Here is a 22871-nt window from a genome sequence, read left to right as displayed (position 1 = left end):
TGTTCAATGCCGGTTCCGGGCCGTGGCCCGCAGGTCCCGCCCGGTGCCGGTGACCGCGATCGGGCCGTCCCGGTCGGTGCGCAGCACCACCGCTCCCCCGTCGCGCAGGGCGGCGACCGTACGCGGTGACGGATGGCCGTAGTCGTTGTCCCGGCCTGCCGACACCAGGGCGAGCCGGGGCCGGACGCGGTCCATCAGACATGGGTCCTGATGGGACGAGCCATGGTGGGCCACCTTGAGCACGTCGACCGGCGGCAGGTCCGGGTGGGCCCGCAAAAGCCCCCGCTGCGCGGGCGGTTCGAGGTCGCCGAGGAGAAGCAGCGTCACCGGGGAACCTCCTGTCCCGGCGCGGACGAGCAGCGTGACGCTGGCGTCGTTCGGCCCCTCGAGGCTCGGGCCGGGCCGGGCTTCCGGCCACAGCACGCGCCATTCCAGGGCGCCGGTCCGGCGCCGCTCCCCCGGTGCCGCGGGTATGACGGGCACCCCGGCGGCGCGGGCCGTCCGGTAGACGAACGCGGCCTGGCCCGCCGGTTCCCGGAGGCTCGTGGTCTGGACGGCACCGACCTCGCGCCCCCGCAGCACCCCGGGCAGTCCGGCGACATGGTCGGCGTGGAAGTGGGTGAGCACCACGAGCGGTACGCGGCTCACAGCGAGGTCGCGCAGGCACCGGTCCACGGGCCGCGGGTCGGGTCCCGCGTCCACCACCACGCCCGCGCCCGGACCGGCCGCGAGCACCATCGCATCGCCTTGCCCGACGTCGCACATCGCGTAGAGCCATCCCGGCGGCGGCCATCCGGTGACGAGCCGGGTCAGCGGGGGCGGCCGCACCACCGCGACCAGCAGCAGCGCCGCGCAGGCGGCGGCCACGAGCGAGCGGTACGGCACCCGCCGGGCCAGCAGCAGGGCCGCACCGGTGGCGGCGGCGAGCAGCAGTCCGCCCCGCCAGCCGCCCGGCCAGCCGGCTTCCGCCCCGGGCAGCGCGGCCCCGGCGCGGGCGACGGAGGCGATCCACCCGGCCGGCCACCCCGCGCACTCGGCGAGCAGCCGGGCCGCCGGCATCGCCACGGGTGCCGCGGAGAGCGCGGCGAAGCCGAGGACGGTCGCCGGGGCCACCGCGAGCTCGGCGAGCAGGTTGCAGGGGATCGCCACCAGGCTCACCCGGGCCGCGAAGACCACCACCACGGGCGCGCACACGGCCTGGGCCGCCGCGGTCGCGGCCAGCGCCTCCGCGATGCGGGGCGGCACCCGGCGCCGCCGCAGCGCGGTGCTCCAGCGCGGGGCGAGGGTGAGCAGGGACCCGGTCGCCAGCACGGACAGCAGGAAGCCGTAGCTGCGCGCCAGCCACGGGTCGTACAGCACCAGCAGCAGCACCGCGGCGGCCAGCGCGGGGATGAGGGATCTGCGGCGCCCGGTCCCGATGGCGAGCAGCGTGATCAGTCCGCAGGCGGCGGCGCGCAGCACGCTCGGGTCGGGCCGGCAGACCACGACGAAGGCGAGCGTGAGCGCCCCGCCGATGAGCGCGGTCGCCCGCAGCCCGAGCCCCAGCCGGGGTGCCAGCCCGCCGCGCTCCGCCCGCAGCGCCGAGCCCGGCCTGCCGATGAGCAGCAGCAGCGCGACGCTGAGGTTGCTGCCGGACACGGCGAGCAGGTGCGTGAGGTCGGTCGCCCGGAAGGCGTCGTACAGCTCGGGCGGGATGCGGGAGGTGTCGCCGACGACCAGCCCAGGCAGCAGCGAGCGGGCGTCGGGCGCCAGCCCGTCCGTCGCCGTGCGCAGGCCCGAGCGCAGCTTTCCGGCGGTGCGCTGGAGCGCGTTCGGCGGCCCGGTCACGCGCGGTGGCCCGGTGCCGACGCGTACGACGGCGGCGAACCGGTCCGCCGTGCGCTGCGGCGGGGCCAGCCGCGCGGCCACGCGCACCCCGGTGGAGGGCAGCAGCCGCTGCCACCCGGCTTCGACGGGCACGATCAGCAGCACGGGGGTGCGAATCCTGGTGGCGCCGCCGCGGGTCACCGCGACGCGTGTAGCCTCGCCGTCGAGGACGACCGAGCGCGTGCCGGCCGGGCCGCCGTCCCGCCGCACCGGGCGCGGGTCGGAGGTGACCGTGACGTCGAGGGTGACGCGCGCGTACTCCCGCGCCAGCCCCGGCAGTGGCCCCCGCCGCAGATCGGCGCCGTGAAGGCCGGCCGATGCCCCGCCCGCGGCGCCGCACAGCAGGACGGCGGCGCACGCGGTGGCGTTCGCACGCCACCGCCCACCGGGCGACGAGCGTGCGCGCCGCCGCCGACGTACCGTCACGCGGGCGAGCAGCCCGAGCGCCGCCGCGACGCCGACGACCACTCCCGCGACGGTCCACCATCCCGGCGCGCCGACCGCGAGGGCCGCCGCCACCCACGCGGCCAGGGCCGGAGGCACGAGCCGCAGGTCGGCAGGTTCTTCCTGCCGGGGGTTGGCGGCACCGAGCGGGTGGCCGGACGCGGCGTGGACCGGCGCGCGGGCCGGGGCGGTCCCGGGGGTCATGGCCGTACCAGGGGCTGGAGGTCCGAGAACCGGCGGTCGCCGATCCCGTTGACCTCGCGGAGCTCATCGACCGACCGGAAGCCCCCGTGCCGGGTGCGGTAGTCGACGATGTGCTGGGCCAGTACGGGCCCGACGCCGGGCAGTGCGTCCAGCTGTTCGACGGTGGCGGTGTTGAGGCTCACGGGCCCCGCACCCGCCGCACCCGCTTGACCGGACGCACCGCCCGGGCCTGAACTGGGTGCCGGCCCAGGCGGCGCGGGGGTGACGCCCACGAGCACCTGCTCGCCGTCCATCAGCAGGCGCGCCCGGTTGAGGCCGGAGACGTCCGTGCCCGGCCGGACGCCGCCCGCCGCGTGCAGCGCGTCGGCGACCCGCGACCCGGCGGGCAGCCGCAGTACGCCGGGCCGCCGCACCTTGCCGCTCACGTCGACGACCACGGCCGGGGGCGAGGCGGTCGGCACCGGCGGGCCGGCCGTTCCAGGCGTCGGGGCGGCCGCCGGCTCCGCCGCCCCGACGACTTCGGGAGCGTGCACGGCCTCCGGCCGCCCGGCCCAGAAGTACCGTCCGGCCACGAGGGCCGCCACGACCAGTACCACCGCGAGCGCGGCGAGCGCCCTGGGCTCGACTCCGCACCGCAGTTGCAGCCACAGCGGTAACCGGTCGCGCAGCGCGGGCCACCACCGCTCGCGGGCTCCTCGCGGTTCGGCCGACGCCGTCCCCGTCTCCGTCTCCGCCCCTACCCCCGTCTCCGGTGCCTCCGGGTCGGCCGCGGTGAGGGCCGCACCCGGAGGCGGCGGCATCGCGTACGCCGCCGTACCGTCGAAGGCCTCGAAGGCCCCCGTACCGTCGAAGAGCGCCTCCGCACGTCGGCGGGGTGCCATGGCCGCATGCTCGTCGTGGGCCTGTCGCCGTACCCGGTTGCGGGTGCGGGTGCGGGCGTGGACACGAGCGCGGGCGCGGGTACGGCTCCGTCCGTCTGATCCCGGCATCCGCCCGGGCCCGCTCGTCGCGGGACTCGTCACTGTGCGTGTTCGGTTCGTCATGGCGCAACACAGTACGCACATACGCCCGAACCTGCCGAGCAGCCCCAAAAGTGGTGGATAACCCAGGAGTTGTGGAAAAACCGCTCACCCGAACGAGCGACGTCCGAGCCTGCTCGCCGTCACCGCAACGCCATCACCACGGCGCCGTCACCGCAACGCCCTCACCGCAACGCCGTCACCACGTCGAGACGACCACGCCCAGCAGCCCCGGCCCGGTGTGCGCACCGATCACCGCGCCCACCTCGCTGACGTGCAGCTCGGCGAGGTCGGGGATCCGACGGCGCAGCCGGTCCGCCAGTGCGGCGGCCCGTTCCGGGGCCGCCAGGTGGTGAACGGCGACGTCCACCCGGCTCGCGCCCGCCCGGTCGGCGGCGATCTCCTCCAGCCTGGCGATGGCCTTCGACGCCGTGCGCACCTTCTCGCGCAGCTCGATCCGGCCGCCCTCCAGCTCCAGCAGCGGCTTGACGGCGAGCGCCGAGCCCAGCAGCGCCTGGGCCGCGCCGATGCGGCCGCCCCGGCGCAGGTAGTCGAGGGTGTCGACGTAGAAGTAGGCGGAGGTCCCGGCGGCACGCTTCTCGGCGGCCGCGACCGCGTCGTCCAGCGTGCCGCCCGCCTCCGCCGCTTCGGCGGCCGCGAGTGCGCAGAAGCCGAGCGCCATGGCGACCATGCCGGTGTCGACCACCCGCACCGGCACCGGGGCGTCCTTCGCGGCCAGGACGGCCGCGTCGTACGTGCCCGAGAACTCGGCCGACAGGTGCAGGGACACGATTCCGTCGGCGCCTCGCTCGGCGGCCGCCCGGTACGCTGCCGCGAACGTCTCGGGGCTCGGCCGAGAGGTGGTCACGGAGCGCCGCTTCTGCAGGGCGAGGGCGAGGGAGCGGGCCGAGATCTCGGTGCCCTCCTCGAGGGCCTGGTCGCCGAGTACGACGGTCAGCGGCACCGCTGCGATGCCGTGCCGCTCCATCGTCTGCGGCGGCAGGTAGGCCGTGGAATCGGTGACGATAGCGACATGGCGGGACATGACCGGGAGGTTACCCGCAGGCGGCCGTCCCATGGCAGTCCGCCCCCGTCGCCGTGCTCGGTTCGGGTCAGTTCGTGGTCTCGGGCCGGGTGGACTTCTGCCATGAATAGGGGTGCGGCTGCCGGGGGTCGCGCGCCGTGATCGCCGGCCGCTCGCCCCGGCCCGACGCAGCGCCGTCGTTCGCCTGCGCCGGGGGCGCCTCCGGCCATGTCAAGTCATCCCCAGCGTCACCGCCGTCCGCACCGTCACCGGCTCCCCGGCCATCCCGGCGGTCCGCACCGCGCCCGGTCTGCGCCGACGACGACTCCGCCGTCATCGGGGGCTCCGCCGACCAGTGCCGTAGCGCGCCTGCCTCGATGTCGATCTGGGCGCTCAGCGTCTCCAGCTCGTCGTCGGCGAACCTCCGCGCCCGGTCCCGGGCCGCCCACCGCAGGGAGTCGGCCGAGTCCGTGATCCGCTGCGTGCGCTCCCGCAGGTCCGGCAGCTGCTCGGCGACCCTGGACCGGTCCGGGTCCCGCTCCATGCGCCGCAGGTCCTCGTCCAGCTCGTGCCCGTGCGCGCTGAGCCGCCGGAACAGCTCCAGCGACTCCTTGACCGAGGCGTCCTCCCGCGCGGCCGCCTCCAGCGCCTCCTGGGTGGCACGCATCGAGGTGCGCAGCTTCAGCCGCAGCTGCGCCAGCTCGCCCACGACGCCGCCCTGCCCGTAGCTCTTGGCGCGCAGGGTGGTGTCCTCGACGGTGCGCCGCGCCTGGGTGATCGTGCGGTCGACGCCGCGCTTGACGCCCTTGACCACCTTGACGGACACGTACACGCCCAGCGCGACGAAGGCGACGAAGAGCAGCGCCAGGATCAGGATCGCGGCTTCCATGAAGTCCCCTCGGTTTCGGTGCCGGACGCTCGCGCCCGTGTTCCTCCACGGTAAACGGAACAGGCAGGTCGGGGGTTCCATCGAAACCCCCAACCTGCCCGTAAGGGAAACCACCCAGGCGTTATGCCCGGAACGCGCTACGCCGGGACGATGTTGACCAGCTTCGGCGCCCGCGCGATCACCTTGCGGATGTCCGCGCCGCCCAGCGCCGCGACGACGGCCGGGTCGGCCATGGCCAGCGCCTCCAGCTCGGCGTCGGTGATCGACGGGGAGACCTCCAGCCGCGCCTTGACCTTGCCCTTGATCTGGACGACGCAGGTGACGGTCTCGTCCACGACGTACGCCGGGTCGGCCACCGGGAAGTCCTGGTGGACCACGGAGTCGGTGTGGCCCAGCCGGTGCCACAGCTCCTCGGCGATGTGCGGCGCCAGCGGGGCGACCAGCAGCACCAGCCGCTCGGCGACGGAACGCGACACCGGGGTGCCCGACTTGGTCAGGTGGTTGTTCAGCTCGGTGACCTTGGCGATCGCCGTGTTGAACCGCATCGCCGCCATGTCCTGGGACACGCCGTCGATCGCCTTGTGCAGGGCGCGCAGCGTGTCCTCGTCGGGCTCGGCGTCGACGACGGTGACCTCGCCGGTCGCCTCGTCCACGATGTTGCGCCACAGCCGCTGCAGCAGCCGGTACTGGCCCACCACCGCGCGCGTGTCCCAGGGGCGGGAGACGTCCAGCGGGCCCATGGCCATCTCGTACAGGCGCAGGGTGTCGGCGCCGTACTCGGCGCAGATCTCGTCCGGAGTGACGGCGTTCTTCAGGGACTTGCCCATCTTGCCCAGGACGCGGCTGACCTTCTCGCCCTGGTACCAGAAGGCACCGTCCCGCTCCTCGACCTCGGCGGCCGGTACGGCGATGCCGCGCGCGTCCCGGTAGACGAAGGCCTGGATCATGCCCTGGTTGTACAGCTTGTGGAAGGGCTCGGCCGACGAGACGTGGCCCAGGTCGTACAGCACCTTGGACCAGAACCGGGCGTACAGCAGGTGCAGTACGGCGTGCTCGGCGCCGCCCACGTACAGGTCGACACCGCCGTGCGGCTGTCCCTCGCGCGGGCCCATCCAGTACTGCTCGATCGCCGGGTCGACCAGCGCCGAGTCGTTGTGCGGGTCCAGGTAGCGCAGCTCGTACCAGCAGGAACCGGCCCAGTTGGGCATGGTGTTGGTCTCGCGGCGGTACTTCTTCGGGCCGTCGCCCAGGTCCAGGGTGACGTTGACCCAGTCCTCGTTGCGCGACAGGGGCGTCTCGGGCTGGGTGTCGGCGTCGTCCGGGTCGAAGGTGCGCGGCGAGTAGTCGTCGACCTCGGGCAGCTCCAGCGGCAGCATCGACTCGGGCAGCGCGTGCGCCACGCCGTCCTCGTCGTAGACGATGGGGAAGGGCTCGCCCCAGTACCGCTGACGGCTGAACAGCCAGTCGCGCAGCCGGAAGTTGACGGTGCCCTCGCCGATGCCCTTCTCGGACAGCCACTCGGTGATGCGGGCCTTGGCGTCGACGACGCCCAGGCCGTCCAGCGAGACGTCGTCGTTCGACGAGTTGACGATGGTCGCGTCGTACGAGTCGAAGGCGTCGTCCCACGTGGACGGGTCGGTGCCGCGCTCGTCGGAGGGCTGGACGACACAGCGCATGGGCAGGTCGAAGGCGCGCGCGAAGGCGAAGTCACGGCTGTCGTGCGCCGGGACGGCCATGATGGCGCCGGTTCCGTAGCCCATCAGGACGTAGTCGGCGATGAAGACGGGGACCTGCTCGCCACTGACCGGGTTGGTGGCGTACGCGCCGGTGAAGACGCCGGTCTTCTCCTTGGCCTCGGCCTGGCGCTCGACGTCGGACTTGGCGGCGGCCTGCTTGCGGTAGGCGTCGACGGCCAGGGCAGGGGTCGCGTGACCGCCCGTCCACAGGGCGTGGGTGCCGGCGGGCCAGGCCTCCGGGACGATCTTGCCGACCAGCTCGTGCTCGGGCGCCAGCACCATGTAGGTGGCGCCGAACAGGGTGTCCGGGCGGGTGGTGAAGACGGTGATGGCGTCCTCGCCGACGGCGAAGTCGACGCGCGCGCCCTCGGAGCGGCCGATCCAGTTGCGCTGCTGCAGCTTGATGGCCTCGGGCCAGTCCAGCGCGTCCAGGTCGTCCAGCAGGCGGTCGGCGTAGGCGGTGATGCGCATGTTCCACTGGCGCAGCTTCGCCTTGAAGACCGGGTAGTTGCCGCGCTCGGAGCGGCCGTCGGCCGTCACTTCCTCATTGGCCAGGACGGTGCCCAGACCGGGGCACCAGTTGACCGGCGCGTCGGAGGCGTACGCCAGCCGGTAGCCGCTCAGGACGTCGGCGCGCTCGGCGGCGGTCAGCTCGCTCCACGCGCGCGTGGAGCCGGGGACGGAGCCCGGTACGGCGCGCTCGCCGCTCTCGAACTGGGCGACCAGGTCGGCGATCGGGCGGGCCTTCTTCGCCTCCTCGTCGTACCAGGAGTTGAAGATCTGCAGGAAGATCCACTGGGTCCACTTGTAGTAGTCCGGGTCGATCGTCGCGAAGGACCGGCGCTTGTCGTGGCCCAGGCCCAGCCGGCGCAGCTGGACCTTCATGTTCTCGATGTTCGCCTCGGTCGACACACGCGGGTGGGTGCCGGTCTGGACGGCGTACTGCTCGGCCGGCAGGCCGAAGGCGTCGAAGCCCAGCGTGTGCAGGACGTTGTGACCGGTCATGCGCTGGTGGCGGGCGTAGACGTCGGTGGCGATGTAGCCCAGGGGGTGCCCGACGTGCAGGCCCGCGCCCGAGGGGTACGGGAACATGTCCATGATGAACTTCTTGGGGCGGGCGACGACGGCCGGGTCACCGGCCAGGTCCCCGCTCGGGTTCGGCGCCTCGTACGTGCCCTCGGCGTCCCAGAAGTCCTGCCAGCGTGCCTCGATGTCGGCGGCCATGGCCGCCGTGTAACGATGCGGGGCCGCCGCCTCGGCGGCGGAATTCGTCTCGCTCATGATCCTTAAAGCTCCATCGATCGTCTCTGCCACGAAATGAAAAATCCCCTCGCACAGGAGGGGACGCCGCGCCGATTCCGACCGGATTCATCAACCGTCGGGACTGATCAGCGCGGCTCGCTAAGCAGAAGGCGTACGGCACGCATGGCGCCAGGGTACCGCAGGGCCCGGACGGGCCGCACCGAGGTTCCGCCGTGTGGGCCCGTGCCCCGCGCGTGCCCTGCCCGTGCCGGGTGGCGCCGCGTGGGTGCCGCACCCTGGCGGCCGCCGCGCGCGTGCCGCGCGGATGTCACGTGCGCTGGCGTACGGAGCCGTGCGCGTGCCGCGCGGATCTCACGTGCGCTGCCGTACGGGTGCCGCGCGCGTGCCGTGAATGCTGAGGCCCGGCCACGGGAGCCGCTCCGGTTACTCCGCGTATCGACCCTATCCAGGGCAACCCCAGAGTCAGTTGCCGGTGATCCGAGCCATAAAGGCTCAAACCTCGTACTGGTTGGTATGCGTCGACCTAGCATGCGGCTCCGGGACCTCTTTTCCGCACCACTGGAGTCGCTCCCCATGAACCCTCATCGCAAAATCCGTTCATCGCCGCCCACACTGAAGGGCGGCATGAGCCGGCCGGTGCAGGGCGGGTTGTCCGTGGCGGCCGTGGTGCTCATACCCCTGCTCGCGGTGGGCGGCAGCGACAGCTTCCGCGCCGCGCTGGACTTCACCACGGGCGTGCTGTCCCTGGTGTCGCTCACCGCTTCCGTCGCATGGGGTCTGATCGCCACCGACCGGCTGCTCCTGTCCACCCGTCACCGGCTGCTCGCGCAGGCCGTCCACCGGAGCACCGCGGTCGCCTCCCTCGGCTTCCTCCTCCTGCACGCCACCGTCAAGGTCTCCCTGGGCCACACGCAGCTCATCGGGGCCCTCATCCCCTTCGGGCTCGGGCTGTCCGGCACGGCCGGGCTCATCGGCTTCGGGTCCCTGGCGGGCCTGCTGATGGTGATCGCCGCGTCCACCGGCGCCGCCCGGAGCGCCCTCGCCGGACGCGGCAGCATCGCGGCCCGCTGGCGGCCGCTGCACATGCTGGCGTACCCGGCCTGGTGCGCGGCGCTGATCCACGGCCTGTACGCGGGCCGCCCGGCGGCCACCTGGGTGGTCACCATGTACTGCCTGGCGCTCGCGGGCGTCGCCGCGGCCGTGTCCGTACGGCTCCTGCCCCGGCCCGTGCAGGACCGCCTGGCGGCCCGCCTGCTGGCGCTGATAGGACAGGGCGCCGCGCAGCGGGACGCGGAGCCCGCCCGGCGCGACCTGTCGGTGTCCCCGCTGCCCGGCGCGGCGCCCGCCCCCGAACCGTCTCCCTCTCCGTCCCCCTCCCCGTTCCCCTCGCCCTCCCCGTCCTTCTCCCCCTCCGAACGCCCCTCCGTACGGCCTTCGGAACGCCTCTCCGACCGGCCCTTCGGCCGGCGACGCCGCGCACAGCCGTCGCCCGCCTTCGACCCGGCGCCGTCCCGGGCTCCCCTGTACGACCCGGTCGCCGCGGAACGGCCGGCTGCGGGGGCCGGTCTCTCCGCCGGTTACCGCGCGGTCTCCCGCGGCAACGCGAGCGCCCCGGGTGTCCCGGCCGCCGCCCCTGATGTCCCGGGTATCCCGGGTATCCCAGGTATCCCGGATTTCGTCCCCGGCATCCCCACCCAGGAGATCCCACTGGCCGAGCGCATCCCCATGACGGAGGAACTGCCCGTCGTCCCCGACGAGCCCGCGACCCGCCCCGGGTACTGGCCCACCCCGTCGCCTCCGCCGCCCGCCCAGTCCCCCACCCCGCCCTCGTACCCCTCCCCCTCGTACAACAGCCCCTCGTACAACAGCCCCACCGACCCCGCTCCCGGCCCGTTCCAGTACCCGCCGGCCGGTGAACCGTGGTCCGCACCCGCAGGAGACCGCCCGTGAACGCCCCGCTCCCCGACGTCCCCGAAGTCCGCGTCGTCGGCCTCCCGCACCTGACCCAGGGCTTCGACCTGGTCGAGCGGCTGGACCTGCAGATGCACCTCAAGGTGCACGGCCCGCTCGAGCCGATACCCGGGGAGCGGCTGGCCCAGCTCGCCGAGGAGATCTCCCTGCGCGGGCGGGGCGGCGCGGGCTTCCCCTTCGGCAAGAAGCTGCGCGCGGTCGCCAAGGCGGCGATACGGCGCGGGGTGCGGCCCGTGGTGGTGGTCAACGGCAGCGAGGGCGAGCCGGCCTGCCGCAAGGACACGGTCCTGCTCAACCGCGCCCCGCACCTCATCCTGGACGGCGCCCTGCTGGCCGCCGAGGCGCTCGGCGCGCGCACCCTGATCGTCGCCGTGACGCGCAACTCCACGGAGATCTCCATCCGTGCCGCACTGGCCGAGAGAGGGCTCTCCGACCGGCGCGGACAGCAGCTGCGCGCCCGGGTGGTGCGTACGCCGGAACGGATGGTCTCCGGGGAGGCGTCCTCCGTCATCCGCGCGGCGGGCGGTGGTCCGGCGATCCCGCCGGGCCGCCGCGAGCGGGCCGCCGAGTCCGGGGTGGGCGGCGCGCCGACGCTCCTGTCGAACGCGGAGACGTTCGCGCAGCTGGCCGTCGCGGGGCGGATCGGCGCCCGGCGCTACGGCCACACCGGCCTGGAGAGCGAGCCCGGCACGGTCATGCTGACGATCTCCGGCGCGGTCGCGCGTCCCATGGTGGTGGAGGTACCGACGGGCGTCCCGCTGCGATACGTCCTGGAGATGGCCGGCGCCCCTCCGCAGCCCCAGGGCGTCCTCACGGGCGGCTACCACGGCAACTGGATCGACGCCATGGCCGTGCACAACGCCGTCGTCTCACGCGAGTCCCTGGCAGCCGTGGGCGGCTCCCTCGGGGCGGGCGCGATCCTGCCGATCGGCCCGGAGACGTGTCCGCTGGGTGAGGCGCAGCGGGTGGCGAACTGGCTGGCGGCGGAGACGGCCGGCCAGTGCGGCCCGTGCCGGCTGGGCCTGCCGGCTGCGGCGGGGGGCCTGTCGGACGTGCTGAACGGCGGCGGACCGGCCGCTCTGGAGGCGCTGCGCGAGGTGACGCAGGCGGTGAAGGGCCGGGGCGTGTGCAAGCACCCCGACGGGTCGGCGCGCTTCTTCGGCTCGACGCTGTCGGCGTTCACGGACGATCTCGCCGCGCACGTGCTGCACGGCGGCTGCGGGCGTCCGACGATCGGCGTGCTGCCGCTGCCGGAGCCGGGCTACCAGGAGGCCGAGGAGTCCATCCCGAGCGGCGAGAAGCTGGCCGTGGACTGGACCCTGTGCAAGGGGCACGGGCTGTGCGCGGACATCGTGCCGGAGCTGATCCGGATGGGCCGGGACGGCTACCCGGTGCTCGCGGACGCGTCCGTGCCCGTGCACCTGCGCACGCGCGCGCAGCTGGCCGTACGCCGCTGTCCCGAACTGGCGCTGCGCCTGGAACGCTCCGAGGAGGACCGCGTCGGCCGTCAGGGCCGTCCGGCGCTGCCGAGCGCCGCCCGCAAGGCCCTGGGCAGCGGGCGGGGTTGACCGGAGACAGAGAAGCGGGCCATCCGATCCGGATGGCCCGCCTCTGGTGCTTGTGGAGCTAAGGAGAATTGAACTCCTGACCTCTTGCATGCCATGCAAGCGCTCTACCAACTGAGCTATAGCCCCTTGCGGTGTGTCGTTCGCTCGGTTTCCCTTGCGGTTTCCCTCGCGGCGACACAGAGAACATTACACGGTCCCCCCGGTGGTTCACCAAATCCGTTTACGGCCGGAAGGGCTCCGGCCGGTAGCGTCGCCCCTCGTGACCGTGACCCTGAACTTGCGCGCCCGTCTGCGGGGCCTGCCCCTGCCCGCCGCGGTGGCGGCCTGCCTGCTGTCCTTCGTGGCCTTCTGGGTGGCGCAGCGCGCCGCCAACGTCACGATGCTGGACCTGTCGGTCTACCGGGCGGAGGGCGAGACCGTACTCGCGGGCGGCGACCTCTATGCGATGCGCGCCACATCGGCGAACCTGCCGACGACGTACCCGCCCTTCGCGGCGCTGCTGTTCACGCCGCTGACGCTGCTCGGCGTCCCGGAGATGCGCACCCTCGCCACCGCGGGGAACCTGCTCCTGCTGCTGGCCCTGGTGCGGCTGTCACTGCGCCTGGTGGGCCGGGAGCGGCCGGAGACGGCGCTGTGGGCGGCCGCGGTGCTGGTGTGGTGCGAGCCGGTGTGGACGACGCTGCGGTACGGGCAGATCAACCTGCTCATCGCGGTGGCGGTGCTGTGGGACCTGACCCGGCGGGAGAACAACCGGTGGGCCGGCGTGGGCATAGGCCTGGCCACGGCCGTCAAGCTGACGCCGGGGCTCTTCGTCGTCTTCCTGCTGCTGGTGGGGGTGGCACGCGCGCGTGCGCACGGCTGGGCGTGGAACGCGTGGCTGCGGCAGGCGGCGACGGCGACGGGGGTGTTCGCCGTGGTGACCGTGGCGTCCGCCGTGATCCTCCCGTACGACTCGCGCCGCTTCTGGACCGAGATGATCTTCGAGACCAGCCGGGTGGGGCGTAAGGAGGAGACGGCCAACCAGTCCCTGAGCGGGGTGCTGGCCCGGCTGCTGCACACCACCGACCCCGGGCACTGGTGGCTGGCCGCCGCGGTCCTGGTGGGGGTCGCCGGTCTGGCCGTGGCGGTGCTGGCCGCGCTGCGCGGGGACCGGCCGATGGCGGTGGTGGCGTGCGCGACAACGGCGCTGCTGGTGAGCCCGATCTCCTGGTCGCACCACTGGGTGTGGTGCGTGCCGATGCTGATCCTGCTGGCGACCCGCGTGAGTACGGCGTGGACGGCCGCCGTCGGGCTGGTCTTCGCGTCCTTCGCCCTGTGGTGGGTGCCTCACCAGCCCGCCCCCGTACGGCTGGAACTGCACCAGAACGCGGGGCAGATGCTGCTGTCCGGGCTCTACACCCTGGTGGGGCTGGGCCTGTTGACGGCCTTCGCGGTACGCCTGGGCCTCGGCCGTCGCCGACAGGCCGGCCAACCGGGCCGAGACGTCCGGGCTGTCCAGGCCGTGCAGCCGGTTCAGGCCGGTCAGGCCGGTCAGGCCGGTCAGGCCGGTCAGGCCGTGGCGAAGGAGTAGAACCGCTTGAGGGTGCAGTGCTCGTCGAGCAGGCGCCCGTAGATGGGCTCCCCTTCGAGTTCCCGGTAGGTCTCGATGGGGTCGCCTTTTATGATCAGGGCCCGCGCGCACTCCTCGCACCAGTACTGGTACGCGGGGTTGACCGGGTCCATGTCGCGAACGATCGGCGTGCCGCTGCCGCACCAGTCGCATTTCCGCCTGTGCGCACCCATCAGTCAGCTCCAGCTGTGGCCGCAGGACGTGCACACATAGGACACTCCGCCGTTGTCACCGAGCATCTGGGCGACGTGGGAGGAGCCGCACGAGGGGCAACTGAGGCCGACGTTCGTCTGTGACGACGCGGCGAGCCGGGCAGCCGGTTCCTCGAAACTGCTAGCGGCCATCGCGCACTCCCTCCCGTCCGGACGTCGTCCCCCTCCGGCCGTCCGATTCTGCCATGACCCCGCAAGGGGGGCAGCGGGGTCGGCGGACCGGGCCGGTGGCCGCTCCCATGATCGACGCGGTGGCGGCGCCAGGGCGCATACCCACAGCGCCCCGGCTGACGCGTACGCCCCCGGCGCAGGGAAGCGGCTGAGGAAGAGTGTGCCAAAGGTCTCGACGCCGATCAGCCGTCCCAGGTGGGTGACGGTGGCGAGGATGACCTCGGTATCGCCGTCGATCGACGGGACCGGGCGATCGAGAAGTGCGCGCATGAGTCGCCAGAGGAAGGCCCCGAAACGCAGGATCCCGCCCCCAGGTGGGGACGGGATCCGGTGCTTGTGGAGCTAAGGAGAATTGAACTCCTGACCTCCTGCATGCCATGCAGGCGCTCTACCAACTGAGCTATAGCCCCTCGTGTTCTTCGCGCTCCGCGCTGCGAACAAGAAGAACTTTAGCCTGCCACCTGCCGGAAAGTGAAATCCGGGTCCGTGAGCGCCGTCGGGACTGCGTCGGGACCGCGTCGCGGCTTCGTGGGCCGTCGACAGTCGCAGTCGTGAGCCGCAGTCGTCAGTCGTCGTCGCCGAGGACGGGCTCGGGGAGCGTTCCGGCGTTGTGCTCCAGGAGCCGCCAGCCGCGGGCCCCCTCGCCCAGGACCGACCAGCAGCAGTTGGAGAGACCGCCGAGGCTCTCCCAGTGGCGCGCCTCCAGGCCGAGGAGCCGGCCGATGGTCGTGCGGATCGTGCCGCCGTGGCTGACCACGACGAGCGTGCCGTCCGTGGGCAGCTTCTCGACGTGCTCCAGGACCACCGGAGCGGCCCGGTCGGCGACCTCGCTCTCGAGCTCGCCGCCGCCGCGCCGCACCGGCTCGCCCCGCTTCCACGCGGCGTACTGCTCGCCGTACCGCTCGACGATCTCGTCGTGCGTCAGGCCCTGCCACTCGCCCGCGTACGTCTCGCGGAGCGCGGAGTAGTGGCTGACCTGGTGGCCGGTGATCGCGGACAGCTCGCCGGCCGTGGCGGCCGCGCGCTTCAGGTCGGAGGCGATGATCGCGTCCGGCTGCAGCGCGGCGAGCAGCCTGGCGGCCCGGCGCGCCTGGGCGACGCCGGTCTCGGTGAGCTCGATGTCCGTGGAGCCCTGGAAGCGGCGCTCCAGGTTCCACGAGGTCTGGCCATGGCGCCAGAGGACTATGCGGCGGCCCCTGCCGCCCTTGGTGCCGCTCAGCTCAGCTCACCGTCCGCGCCCTCGGCGCCCATGAGCCGGGCGTGCTCCTCGGCCTTGCCGCGGGTCTTCACGGCGTCCTCGGGCAGCGGCAGCTCGGGGCAGTCCTTCCACAGCCGCTCCAGGGCGTAGAAGACCCGCTCCTCGCTGTGCTGTACGTGGACGACGATGTCGACGTAGTCGAGCAGGACCCAGCGGGCCTCGCGGTCGCCCTCGCGGCGGACGGGCTTGGCGCCCAGCTCCTTGTTGAGCCGCTCCTCGATCTCGTCGACGATCGACTTGACCTGGCGGTCGTTGGGCGCGGAGGCGAGCAGGAAGGCGTCGGTGATCGACAGGACGTCGCTCACGTCGTAGGCGATGATGTCGTGCGCGAGCCGGTCGGCCGCCGCCTGGGCGGCGGTCGTCACGAGCTCGATGGAACGGTCAGTGGCGGTCACAAGCAGGCTTTCGTCGGCGGTCGGGAACACCCCCAGGGTCTCACGTACCGCCGACAGCCCGGCAAACGATTAGCTCACGCGCTCACTCGTAGTCCCGGCCGAGGACGACCGTGACGTCCGCGTTCGCCGCTGTCGTGCCCTTCTCGACCGCCTCGGCGGGCAGGCCCAGGGTCTTGGCGACCTCCACGGCCTTCGCCTTCTGGGCCGCGTCACCGTAGATGACCTGCGAGGACGACACGGAGTCGGCCTTGCCGCCGTCGATGACGGCGTAGCCGCCGTTGACCAGGGCGATCCGGGCGCTCTCGGTGGCGTCCTCGTCACCCGACGCGTTCTTGACGCCCACGCGCACGGCGGAACCCTGCGCGGGTGCGGTGACCGAGCCGCCGAGGACGTCCTTGACCACGCTCCGCGCGGCCTCCTCGCTGAGCGTGCCGTCCTGCTGGACGGGGAGCAGCTCCGTCTTGTAGTCGCCGCCCTTGGCGTGCTCGGCGAGCTTGGCCAGTGAGGCGCCCAGGTCCTTCTCGGGCAGGGAGGGGTCGAGGATCTGCGCGAGCGTCTCCACGGTGACGGTGGCGGCCCGCGGGTCGTCCGACATCTTGCGCAGGACGCCGTACACGACCTGGCCGAACCGCTGGAGCTGCGCCGCCTCCGCTTCTCCCGCGCCGCGGTAGGTGGCGTACGCGACGGCCATGCGCCCGTTGAGCGTCTGGTTCTCGCCCTTGGGCACGAGGGGCGCTTCGCCCTTCTTGGCCGCGGGCACCTCCGTGTCGGTGGTGAGGTCGACGCCGCCGACGAGCTCGATGAGGTTCTCCAGGTAGGGCGTGTCGAGACGCCACGTACCGGAGATCTCGGTGCCGAGCAGGGCGCCGATGGCCTCGCGGGTGCCGGCCGAGCCGTCTTCGTCGACGGACTTCGCGAGGGTGGTGGTGGTGCCGTCGTCGTGGGCGACGGAGAGGGCGTTCGGCAGCAGGACCGTGGTCCCCTGCTTGGTGGTGGCGTTGTCGACCAGGAGCGCGGTGGAGGTGTCGTCGCTCTTGGTGTTGTGCAGGTGGACGACGATCACGTCGCGCTTCTGCGGGCCGCCGGCGGCGGTGCCGCCCTGCTTGGCCTCCTCGCCCCCGAGGCCGGGCAGGTTGCCCGAGGCCCAGAGGTAGCCCACGCCGCCGATGAGGGCGACGGTCAGGACGACGACCAGGGCGATGACCCGGTTGCGGCCCCGGCGACGGGCCTCCTCACGCCGCTCGGAGCGGCTTTCGGTGAACTTGAGCCAGTCGATGACGTCTTCGGAGTCCTCGTCCGGATCCTCGACGAAGGCGAACTGCTCGGTGCGGTACTCGCGGTCGGCCTCCCGCTCACCCTCCCGGTCGGGCCCCGGCGCCGCCGGCCGGCGCGGGCCGGGTACGGAGGAGGGCGACGCGGTCGCCGCACGCCCAGGCCGGGGCTCCGGCTCGGGCGGGGACACCGGCTGGGGCTGGGGCTGGGGCTCGGCCTGCTGGGGGATCCACTGCCGGCCGGCGTCGTAACCGGTGCCGGGGTAGCCGTCGTACCCGTACCCCTGGGGTGCCTGGGGCGCCTGGGCCGACTGGTCCTGCGAGTAGCCCTGCGGGTAGCCGTCGTAGGACTCGTACCCGTAGCCCTGGCCCTGCGGCTGTCCCTGCTGCTGATACCCCTGCTGGTACTGCTGCTGCGGCACCTGCCCCTGCACCTGCTGCTGCTGCGCGTAAGGGTCGTACTGCTGCTGGGCCTGCTGGTACACCGGCTGCCCGTACTCGTCGTAGCCGACGATCTGCGGCTGCGGCGGGTAGTACGGGTCGTACGGGTTCTGCTGGTCGTTCACCGGTGCCCCTCTCCGTGGCTCACTCGCCGCGGTACAACTGGCGCTTGTCGATGTAGCGCACCACGCCGTCGGGCACCAGGTACCAGACCGGATCGCCCGCCGCGACCCGCGCCCGGCAGTCCGAGGACGAGATGGCCAGCGCCGGCACCTCGACCAGGGTCACCCCGCCCTTGGGCAGCCCGTCGTCCGACAGGTCGTGGCCCGGGCGCGTCACCCCGATGAAGTGGGCGAGGGAGAAGAGCTCCTCGGCGTTGCGCCATCCCGGCATGATCTGGGAGAGCGCGTCCGCCCCGGTGATGAAGAAGAGGTCGGTGTCCTCATTGAGGGCACGCAGTTCCCGCAGGGTGTCGATGGTGTACGTCGGCCCCGCCCGGTCGATGTCGAGGCGGCTGACCGAGAACTGCGGGTTGGACGCCGTGGCGATGACCGTCATCAGATAGCGGTCCTCCGCCGGGGACACCGTCTTGTGGGTCTTCTGCCACGGCTGTCCGGTCGGCACGAACACCACCTCGTCCAGGTGGAACAGCGCGGCCACCTCGCTGGCGGCCACCAGGTGTCCGTGATGGATCGGGTCGAACGTCCCACCCATCACGCCGAGTCGGCGTTTGCCGGGACTGGTAGGCACTTCCTGGTCTCCCATGCGTGCAGAGCCTACTGGCACGGCGGCGCACCCGGTCCCGGCGGCCCGGGGCTCAGCGGTCGCGGTTGAAACGCGTGGTGATCCACAGCAGCAGGAGGAGCGCGACGAGGGCACCGATACCGGTGAGGTAGGGGCTGAGGCTTTCGTGGTTGCCGCCGTGCTCGGAGCCCTCGGCGAGCGTGACGAGGGAGGCGGCGGTGCTGGGGATGCTCATCTTCGGAAGGCCTATCCATCGGGAATCGGAGCGGAGACTTCGCGCACATCGTATGCGGGCGCTGCGGGCACGCTCACGCCGACTCAGGCGTTGTCATCTTCCGGGCCGTCCCCCGCGTCTGAGTTCACAGTTATCCACAGGCCGCCTGCCCGAGGGCGCCAGCACCTACTCTGGGGTGCGTCAGGGGGGACGAGGCGGGGCTCGTACGAAGAGGGGGCATCATCCATGGCAGACAGCAGTGCCGAAAACGTGCCGAGCAGGCAGCGCACGCGTTTTCCGGGCATCTCCTCACGCGCATACGAACACCCGGCGGACCGCTCGGCGCTCGTCGCGCTGCGCAAGCTCAGCGGCTTCGACACCGTCTTCAAGGCCCTGAGCGGCCTGCTGCCGGAACGCAGCCTGCGGCTGCTCTTCCTCTCCGACTCCGTGCGGGTGAGCGACGCGCAGTTCGCCCACCTCCACGCGATGCTGCGCGACGCCTGCTACATCCTGGACCTGGAGAAGGTCCCGTCGATGTACGTCACGCAGGACCCGAAGCCCAACGCCATGTGCATCGGCCTCGACGAGCCGATCATCGTGGTCACCACCGGGCTGGTGGAGCTGCTGGACGAGGAGGAGATGCGGGCGGTCATCGGCCACGAGGTGGGCCACGCCCTGTCGGGCCACTCGGTGTACCGCACGGTGCTGCTGTTCCTCACCGGCCTCGCGGTCAAGGTCGCCTGGATACCCCTGGGGAACGTGGCGATCATGGCGATCGTGACGGCGCTGCGGGAGTGGTTCCGCAAGTCGGAGCTCTCGGCGGACCGGGCCGGGCTGCTGGTCGGGCAGGACCTGCGGGCGTCGATGCGCGGCCTGATGAAGATCGCGGGTGGTAACCACCTGCACGAGATGAACGTGGACGCGTTCCTGGAGCAGGCCGAGGAGTACGAGGCCGGGGGCGATCTGCGCGACTCGGTGCTGAAGATCCTCAACGTGCTGCCGCGCTCCCACCCGTTCACCACGGTCCGGGCGGCCGAGCTGAAGAAGTGGGCGGAGAGCCGCGACTACCAGCGGATCATGGACGGGCACTACCCGCGGCGCGCTGACGACAAGGACACCTCCGTCACGGACTCCTTCCGCGAGTCGGCGTCCCACTACGCCGAGTCGGTGCGCACCAGCAAGGACCCTCTGATGAAGCTGGTCGGGGACATAGCCGGCGGCGCCGGTGACCTGGGCGGGAAGCTCCGCGACCGGTTCACCGGCGGCAACGGCGGCAACGGAGCCGATGGCGGCAGCGCGGGAAGCGGCGGCGGTAAGGCGGGCGGCGAGCGCGGCGACGCCTGAGCCGGCCGCCGGGTTCAGCCGGTCGGCTGGGCGTGGGGGGCCAGGGTGCCGCAGAGCGGGGTGGCGGCGCGGTCCCTGGCGTACGGATCGGTGACCGCGGGGCCCTCCGCGGTGGCGCTCCGGCCGGCCAGCAGCGGCCGCATCGCGCCCGCCGCGTCGGCCGAGCAGGACTGCGGTCCCGCCAGCACGCGGCTGCTCACCAGCTCGGTGCGGTGCATCCGCAGGTCCTCGCGGTCGAAGCGGAAGCGCAGCTCGCGCCGGACGGTGAAGAGGGAGGCGGCGGCCGTGTCGCCGTCCGCCGCGGCCGGGCGCAGCGCGTAGACGAAGGTGTGGTCCGTCGTCACCTCCAGGGCGTCGGACAGCCCCTCGGTCACGCGGATGGTGCCACGTGCGCGTACGGCGGTGGTCGCCAGGGCCACCTCGTCCGGGTCGAACCGCACCAGCCAGCCGGTCGCCGCGTGCCGCCCGTCGTCGGCCGGCGACGTGACGCTGCGGTCGAACTGCGCCAGCTGGTCGGGGTCGAGCAGCAGCCGCACCGGCCGGACGGAGCCTCCCGTCAGGACGTCGGGGGTGAGCGCCGACCGCACCAGGTAGTCCTGCACGGTCTTCAGCGCGGCCACCACCTGGCTCTCCGTGAAGTGGGTGGTACGGCGCGCCGGGGGCAGGGCGACACCGGCGGCGCCGGTGTGGAACGCGGCGGCGGGGCTGCGCGCGTACAGGTCGTCGGGGTCACCGCCCGGGACCAGGCCCCGCGGGGCCAGCGGGACGATCGTGCTGCGCAGAGGCTCGGCGGGCCGGTCAGGCAGTGGCTGGAAGGGGCGGGCGCCCGCGTAGATGGCGGCGGCGAAGGCCAGGGCGACGACCAGGACGAGGGCGAGCGCGCCGGGGCGGGAGCCGCCGCGTGGCCGCCAGGCGGGGCGGCGGCGTACGGCCTCGGTGTGCTCGGCCAGGCGCTCCCGCGCGGAGTACTCCTGGAGCCGGGCAGCTCGGACGAACGACTCGTCGAAGACGACGGATCGGTACTCGTCCTCGCCACCGCCAGGGAGCCCCTCGGGCGCCCCCTCGGGCGGGTCGCCACTCCGTGCCATACCTTCAGGGTAGGTCGGCGGGACCTCCCGTAAACGCGCCCCGGGCGGGCGCTCAGGGCGGTTTCAGGGCGTGTGCGGTGCCGCCGGGAGAGGTGCCGGGGCGGTGTGGGCGGCGGAGGCCGAGGGGGCGGACGCGGTCGCGTGCGGCTCGTCGGAGCCGCTCCTCCCGGTCACGCCGGTCGCGCCGGTCGTCGCCGGGGCCGGGACCTGGTCGTCGCGGCTGCCGGAGGCGCCCCGGTACACGGCCGCGAAGGCGAGGGCGACCATGCCGACGCCCAGGAGCACGGCCAGGACCCAGGCCACCGGGCGGTGCCAGCGGGCGCTGGGCCGGTAGGGGCGCAGGGTGCCGCCGTGCGGGCCGTACGGTCCCTGGCAGTGGCCCCGGCAGCGGTCGTCGCCGTCGCCGTACTGGCCTTCGCAGCCGCACGCGGGGGTGGGCCCGTACGCGTCGTCGTACGCGCCGTCGGCGTTGCCGTCGGTGTCAGTGGAGGCGGCACGGGCTTGGGCGGCGGCCAAGAGCCGCTCGACGGCGGTCGGTTCGTGAAATGCGGCGGCCCGTACGAAGTCCTCGTCGAACACCACGGAGGCGAAGTCCTGGTCCGCGCCCCCGCGGTCGTCGTCGGGCTCCCAGCCGTCCTGGAACGGCTTGCCCCCCACGTCGTCCGGCACGCTTTCAGGGTAGTCGCGGGAGGGCGGTTCGGGCAGGGAGAGTGCGAAACCTCCCTGCCCTCGCGTCGCCCTCGCGCTCCTACCGGGTGTGGCCGTCGCCCGTGACGATGTACTTCGTCGACGTCAGCTCCGGCAGGCCCATGGGGCCGCGGGCGTGCAGCTTCTGCGTCGAGATGCCGATCTCGGCGCCGAAGCCGAACTGCCCGCCGTCCGTGAAGCGCGTGGAGGCGTTCACGGCGACCGTCGTCGAGTCCACCAGCTGGGTGAAGCGGCGGGCCGCGGCCTGCGAGGTGGTGACGATCGCCTCGGTGTGACCGGAGGACCAGAGCCGGATGTGCGCGACGGCGGCCTCCAGCGAGTCGACGACGGCCGCGGCGATGTCGTACGAGAGGTACTCCGTCTCCCAGTCCTCCGGCGTGGCCGCCACGACGGTGGCCTTGGAGCCGTCGCCGTACGAGACGACCCGCTCGTCGCCGTGGACGGTGACGCCCGCCTCGGCGAGGGCCTCCAGGGCGCGCGGCAGGAAGGCGTCGGCGATGTCGCGGTGGACGAGGAGCGTCTCGGCGGCGTTGCAGACGCTGGGCCGCTGCGCCTTGGAGTTGATCAGGATGTCGACGGCCATGTCGAGGTCGGCCTGGGCGTCGACGTAGACGTGGCAGTTGCCGGTGCCGGTCTCGATGACCGGGACGGTGGACTCCTCGACGACGGTGCGGATCAGCGAGGCGCCGCCGCGCGGGATCAGGACGTCGACCAGGCCGCGGGCGCGCATCAGCTCCCGTACCGAGTCGCGGGACTCGCCGGGCACCAGCTGCACGGCGTCGGCGGGGAGCCCGGCGCCGCCGACGGCGTCGCGCAGGACGCGGACGAGGGCGGTGTTCGAGGAGTACGCGGAGGAGGAGCCGCGCAGCAGTACGGCGTTGCCGGACTTCAGGCACAGGGCCGCGGCGTCGACGGTCACGTTGGGCCGGGCCTCGTAGATGATGCCGACGACGCCGAGCGGGACGCGGACCTGGCGCAGGTCGATGCCGTTGGGGAGGGTCGAGCCGCGCACCACCTCGCCCACCGGGTCGGGCAGCGCGGCGACGTCGCGGACGTCCGCGGCGATGGCCCGGACGCGCTCCGGGGTGAGCGTGAGGCGGTCGATGATCGACTCGCTGGTGCCGGCCTCGCGGGCGCGCGCCACGTCCTCGGCGTTCGCCTCGACGATCTCGCTGGTGCGGACCTCCAGCGCGTCCGCCATGGCGAGCAGCGCGTCGTCCTTCGTCGCGCGCGGCAGCGGCGCGATGTCGGCGGCGGCCGCGCGGGCCCGGTAGGCGGCGCGGGCGACCGGCGACATGTCGTCGAACGGCGTGATGGAGGGGGTGGGGGCGGAGTGCGAGGTCATGCCCGCAGGGTAATGCGCGGAGGGCGGGCATCCGTCACATATCCCGCACTGCGAGACGCCCGTCTCGGAATCGTCCCCTCGGTGAAC

Annotated in this window: 19 protein-coding genes and 2 tRNA genes; 4 read left to right on the top strand and 17 right to left on the bottom strand. The window is 73.1% G+C overall.

Annotated features, from left to right (window positions below):
• Nucleotides 1-3 precede the first annotated feature (3 nt).
• The 5 genes from AC07FJ_RS01205 to leuS all read right to left on the bottom strand — a co-directional run bounded on the left by AC07FJ_RS01205 (nt 4) and on the right by leuS (nt 8463).
• Nucleotides 4-2514 (bottom strand): ComEC/Rec2 family competence protein, encoded by a 2511-nt coding sequence (locus AC07FJ_RS01205; protein WP_479044008.1) that lies wholly within the window; start codon nt 2512-2514, stop codon nt 4-6.
• A complete protein-coding gene (locus AC07FJ_RS01200) occupies nt 2511-3557 on the bottom strand; it encodes a ComEA family DNA-binding protein (RefSeq protein ID WP_479044005.1) in 1047 nt (348 codons plus the stop codon). The genes AC07FJ_RS01205 and AC07FJ_RS01200 overlap by 4 nt, the downstream gene beginning before the upstream one ends.
• A gap of 175 nt (nt 3558-3732) precedes the next feature.
• A complete protein-coding gene (locus AC07FJ_RS01195; protein ID WP_479044002.1) occupies nt 3733-4578 on the bottom strand; it encodes a DegV family protein in 846 nt (281 codons plus the stop codon).
• 67 nt (nt 4579-4645) lie between these two features.
• The gene (locus AC07FJ_RS01190) at nt 4646-5446 is read right to left on the bottom strand and encodes a hypothetical protein (protein WP_479044000.1); all 801 of its coding nucleotides are present in this window, start codon (nt 5444-5446) and stop codon (nt 4646-4648) included.
• Nucleotides 5447-5583: 137 nt separating this feature from the next.
• The gene (leuS, locus tag AC07FJ_RS01185; protein WP_479043998.1) at nt 5584-8463 is read right to left on the bottom strand and encodes a leucine--tRNA ligase; all 2880 of its coding nucleotides are present in this window, start codon (nt 8461-8463) and stop codon (nt 5584-5586) included.
• A gap of 606 nt (nt 8464-9069) precedes the next feature.
• Between leuS and AC07FJ_RS01180 the strand changes: the two genes are divergently transcribed.
• Nucleotides 9070-10395, top strand: a complete 1326-nt coding sequence (locus AC07FJ_RS01180) for a ferric reductase-like transmembrane domain-containing protein (protein ID WP_479043996.1) — start codon at nt 9070-9072, stop codon at nt 10393-10395.
• The gene (locus AC07FJ_RS01175; RefSeq protein WP_479043995.1) at nt 10392-11984 is read left to right on the top strand and encodes an NADH-ubiquinone oxidoreductase-F iron-sulfur binding region domain-containing protein; all 1593 of its coding nucleotides are present in this window, start codon (nt 10392-10394) and stop codon (nt 11982-11984) included. The genes AC07FJ_RS01180 and AC07FJ_RS01175 overlap by 4 nt, the downstream gene beginning before the upstream one ends.
• 53 nt (nt 11985-12037) lie before the next feature.
• Here the strand turns inward: AC07FJ_RS01175 and AC07FJ_RS01170 are convergent.
• A tRNA-Ala gene (locus tag AC07FJ_RS01170) sits at nt 12038-12110 on the bottom strand.
• A 133-nt stretch (nt 12111-12243) separates the two neighbouring features.
• Here AC07FJ_RS01170 and AC07FJ_RS01165 point away from each other — a divergent pair.
• Complete coding sequence (locus AC07FJ_RS01165) at nt 12244-13554, top strand: glycosyltransferase 87 family protein (RefSeq protein WP_479043992.1); 1311 nt, start codon at nt 12244-12246, stop codon at nt 13552-13554.
• Here the strand turns inward: AC07FJ_RS01165 and AC07FJ_RS01160 are convergent.
• The 8 genes from AC07FJ_RS01160 to AC07FJ_RS01125 form a co-directional block, all read right to left on the bottom strand.
• Complete coding sequence (locus AC07FJ_RS01160) at nt 13533-13766, bottom strand: hypothetical protein (RefSeq protein WP_010468484.1); 234 nt, start codon at nt 13764-13766, stop codon at nt 13533-13535. The two genes, AC07FJ_RS01165 and AC07FJ_RS01160, sit on opposite strands and share 22 nt — an antisense overlap.
• A gap of 3 nt (nt 13767-13769) precedes the next feature.
• Nucleotides 13770-13937: a hypothetical protein gene (locus AC07FJ_RS01155; protein WP_479043990.1), complete on the bottom strand. Its 168-nt coding sequence runs from the start codon at nt 13935-13937 to the stop codon at nt 13770-13772.
• A 376-nt stretch (nt 13938-14313) separates the two neighbouring features.
• Nucleotides 14314-14386 (bottom strand) — tRNA-Ala (locus AC07FJ_RS01150).
• Nucleotides 14387-14541: 155 nt separating this feature from the next.
• Complete coding sequence (locus tag AC07FJ_RS01145; RefSeq protein ID WP_479045216.1) at nt 14542-15195, bottom strand: histidine phosphatase family protein; 654 nt, start codon at nt 15193-15195, stop codon at nt 14542-14544.
• A complete protein-coding gene (gene rsfS / locus AC07FJ_RS01140; RefSeq protein ID WP_361413588.1) occupies nt 15192-15629 on the bottom strand; it encodes a ribosome silencing factor in 438 nt (145 codons plus the stop codon). Before rsfS ends, AC07FJ_RS01145 begins: the two co-directional genes overlap by 4 nt.
• A gap of 82 nt (nt 15630-15711) precedes the next feature.
• Nucleotides 15712-17466 carry an LCP family protein gene (locus AC07FJ_RS01135; protein ID WP_479043988.1) on the bottom strand — a complete coding sequence of 585 codons (1755 nt, stop codon included), beginning with the start codon at nt 17464-17466 and terminating at the stop codon, nt 15712-15714.
• Nucleotides 17467-17485: 19 nt separating this feature from the next.
• On the bottom strand, nt 17486-18106 hold the full coding sequence (nadD, locus tag AC07FJ_RS01130) for a nicotinate-nucleotide adenylyltransferase (RefSeq protein ID WP_468291070.1): 621 nt from the start codon (nt 18104-18106) through the stop codon (nt 17486-17488).
• Nucleotides 18107-18158: 52 nt separating this feature from the next.
• Nucleotides 18159-18320, bottom strand: coding sequence for a hypothetical protein (locus AC07FJ_RS01125; protein ID WP_355355970.1), 162 nt, complete (start codon nt 18318-18320; stop codon nt 18159-18161).
• Between the two features lie 225 nt (nt 18321-18545).
• Between AC07FJ_RS01125 and AC07FJ_RS01120 the strand changes: the two genes are divergently transcribed.
• Nucleotides 18546-19643 carry a M48 family metallopeptidase gene (locus AC07FJ_RS01120; protein ID WP_479043984.1) on the top strand — a complete coding sequence of 366 codons (1098 nt, stop codon included), beginning with the start codon at nt 18546-18548 and terminating at the stop codon, nt 19641-19643.
• Nucleotides 19644-19657: 14 nt separating this feature from the next.
• Here AC07FJ_RS01120 and AC07FJ_RS01115 read toward each other — a convergent pair whose 3' ends face one another.
• The 3 genes from AC07FJ_RS01115 to AC07FJ_RS01105 form a co-directional block, all read right to left on the bottom strand.
• Nucleotides 19658-20731 (bottom strand): SCO2583 family membrane protein, encoded by a 1074-nt coding sequence (locus AC07FJ_RS01115; protein WP_479043981.1) that lies wholly within the window; start codon nt 20729-20731, stop codon nt 19658-19660.
• Between the two features lie 63 nt (nt 20732-20794).
• Nucleotides 20795-21400, bottom strand: coding sequence for an SCO2584 family spore wall biosynthesis protein (locus AC07FJ_RS01110; protein ID WP_479043979.1), 606 nt, complete (start codon nt 21398-21400; stop codon nt 20795-20797).
• Nucleotides 21401-21479: 79 nt separating this feature from the next.
• Complete coding sequence (locus AC07FJ_RS01105; protein ID WP_479043977.1) at nt 21480-22784, bottom strand: glutamate-5-semialdehyde dehydrogenase; 1305 nt, start codon at nt 22782-22784, stop codon at nt 21480-21482.
• Nucleotides 22785-22871: the final 87 nt, after the last annotated feature.

The organism is Streptomyces sp. NPDC045998, from assembly GCF_056430285.1.
The sequence above is the reverse complement of the archived record's forward strand: the minus strand, read 5'-3'. Positions and strand labels throughout refer to the sequence as shown.

Coding starts and splice junctions, on each gene's coding strand:
- AC07FJ_RS01115 (WP_479043981.1), bottom strand. CDS start 20,731: ATGGCACGGAGTGGCGACCCGCCCGAGGGGGCGCCCGAGGGGCTCCCT.
- AC07FJ_RS01200 (WP_479044005.1), bottom strand. CDS start 3,557: ATGACGAACCGAACACGCACAGTGACGAGTCCCGCGACGAGCGGGCCC.
- AC07FJ_RS01105 (WP_479043977.1), bottom strand. CDS start 22,784: ATGACCTCGCACTCCGCCCCCACCCCCTCCATCACGCCGTTCGACGAC.
- leuS (WP_479043998.1), bottom strand. CDS start 8,463: ATGAGCGAGACGAATTCCGCCGCCGAGGCGGCGGCCCCGCATCGTTAC.
- AC07FJ_RS01125 (WP_355355970.1), bottom strand. CDS start 18,320: ATGAGCATCCCCAGCACCGCCGCCTCCCTCGTCACGCTCGCCGAGGGC.
- nadD (WP_468291070.1), bottom strand. CDS start 18,106: ATGGGAGACCAGGAAGTGCCTACCAGTCCCGGCAAACGCCGACTCGGC.
- AC07FJ_RS01120 (WP_479043984.1), top strand. CDS start 18,546: ATGGCAGACAGCAGTGCCGAAAACGTGCCGAGCAGGCAGCGCACGCGT.
- AC07FJ_RS01155 (WP_479043990.1), bottom strand. CDS start 13,937: ATGGCCGCTAGCAGTTTCGAGGAACCGGCTGCCCGGCTCGCCGCGTCG.
- AC07FJ_RS01190 (WP_479044000.1), bottom strand. CDS start 5,446: ATGGAAGCCGCGATCCTGATCCTGGCGCTGCTCTTCGTCGCCTTCGTC.
- AC07FJ_RS01195 (WP_479044002.1), bottom strand. CDS start 4,578: ATGTCCCGCCATGTCGCTATCGTCACCGATTCCACGGCCTACCTGCCG.
- AC07FJ_RS01180 (WP_479043996.1), top strand. CDS start 9,070: ATGAGCCGGCCGGTGCAGGGCGGGTTGTCCGTGGCGGCCGTGGTGCTC.
- AC07FJ_RS01160 (WP_010468484.1), bottom strand. CDS start 13,766: ATGGGTGCGCACAGGCGGAAATGCGACTGGTGCGGCAGCGGCACGCCG.
- AC07FJ_RS01205 (WP_479044008.1), bottom strand. CDS start 2,514: ATGACCCCCGGGACCGCCCCGGCCCGCGCGCCGGTCCACGCCGCGTCC.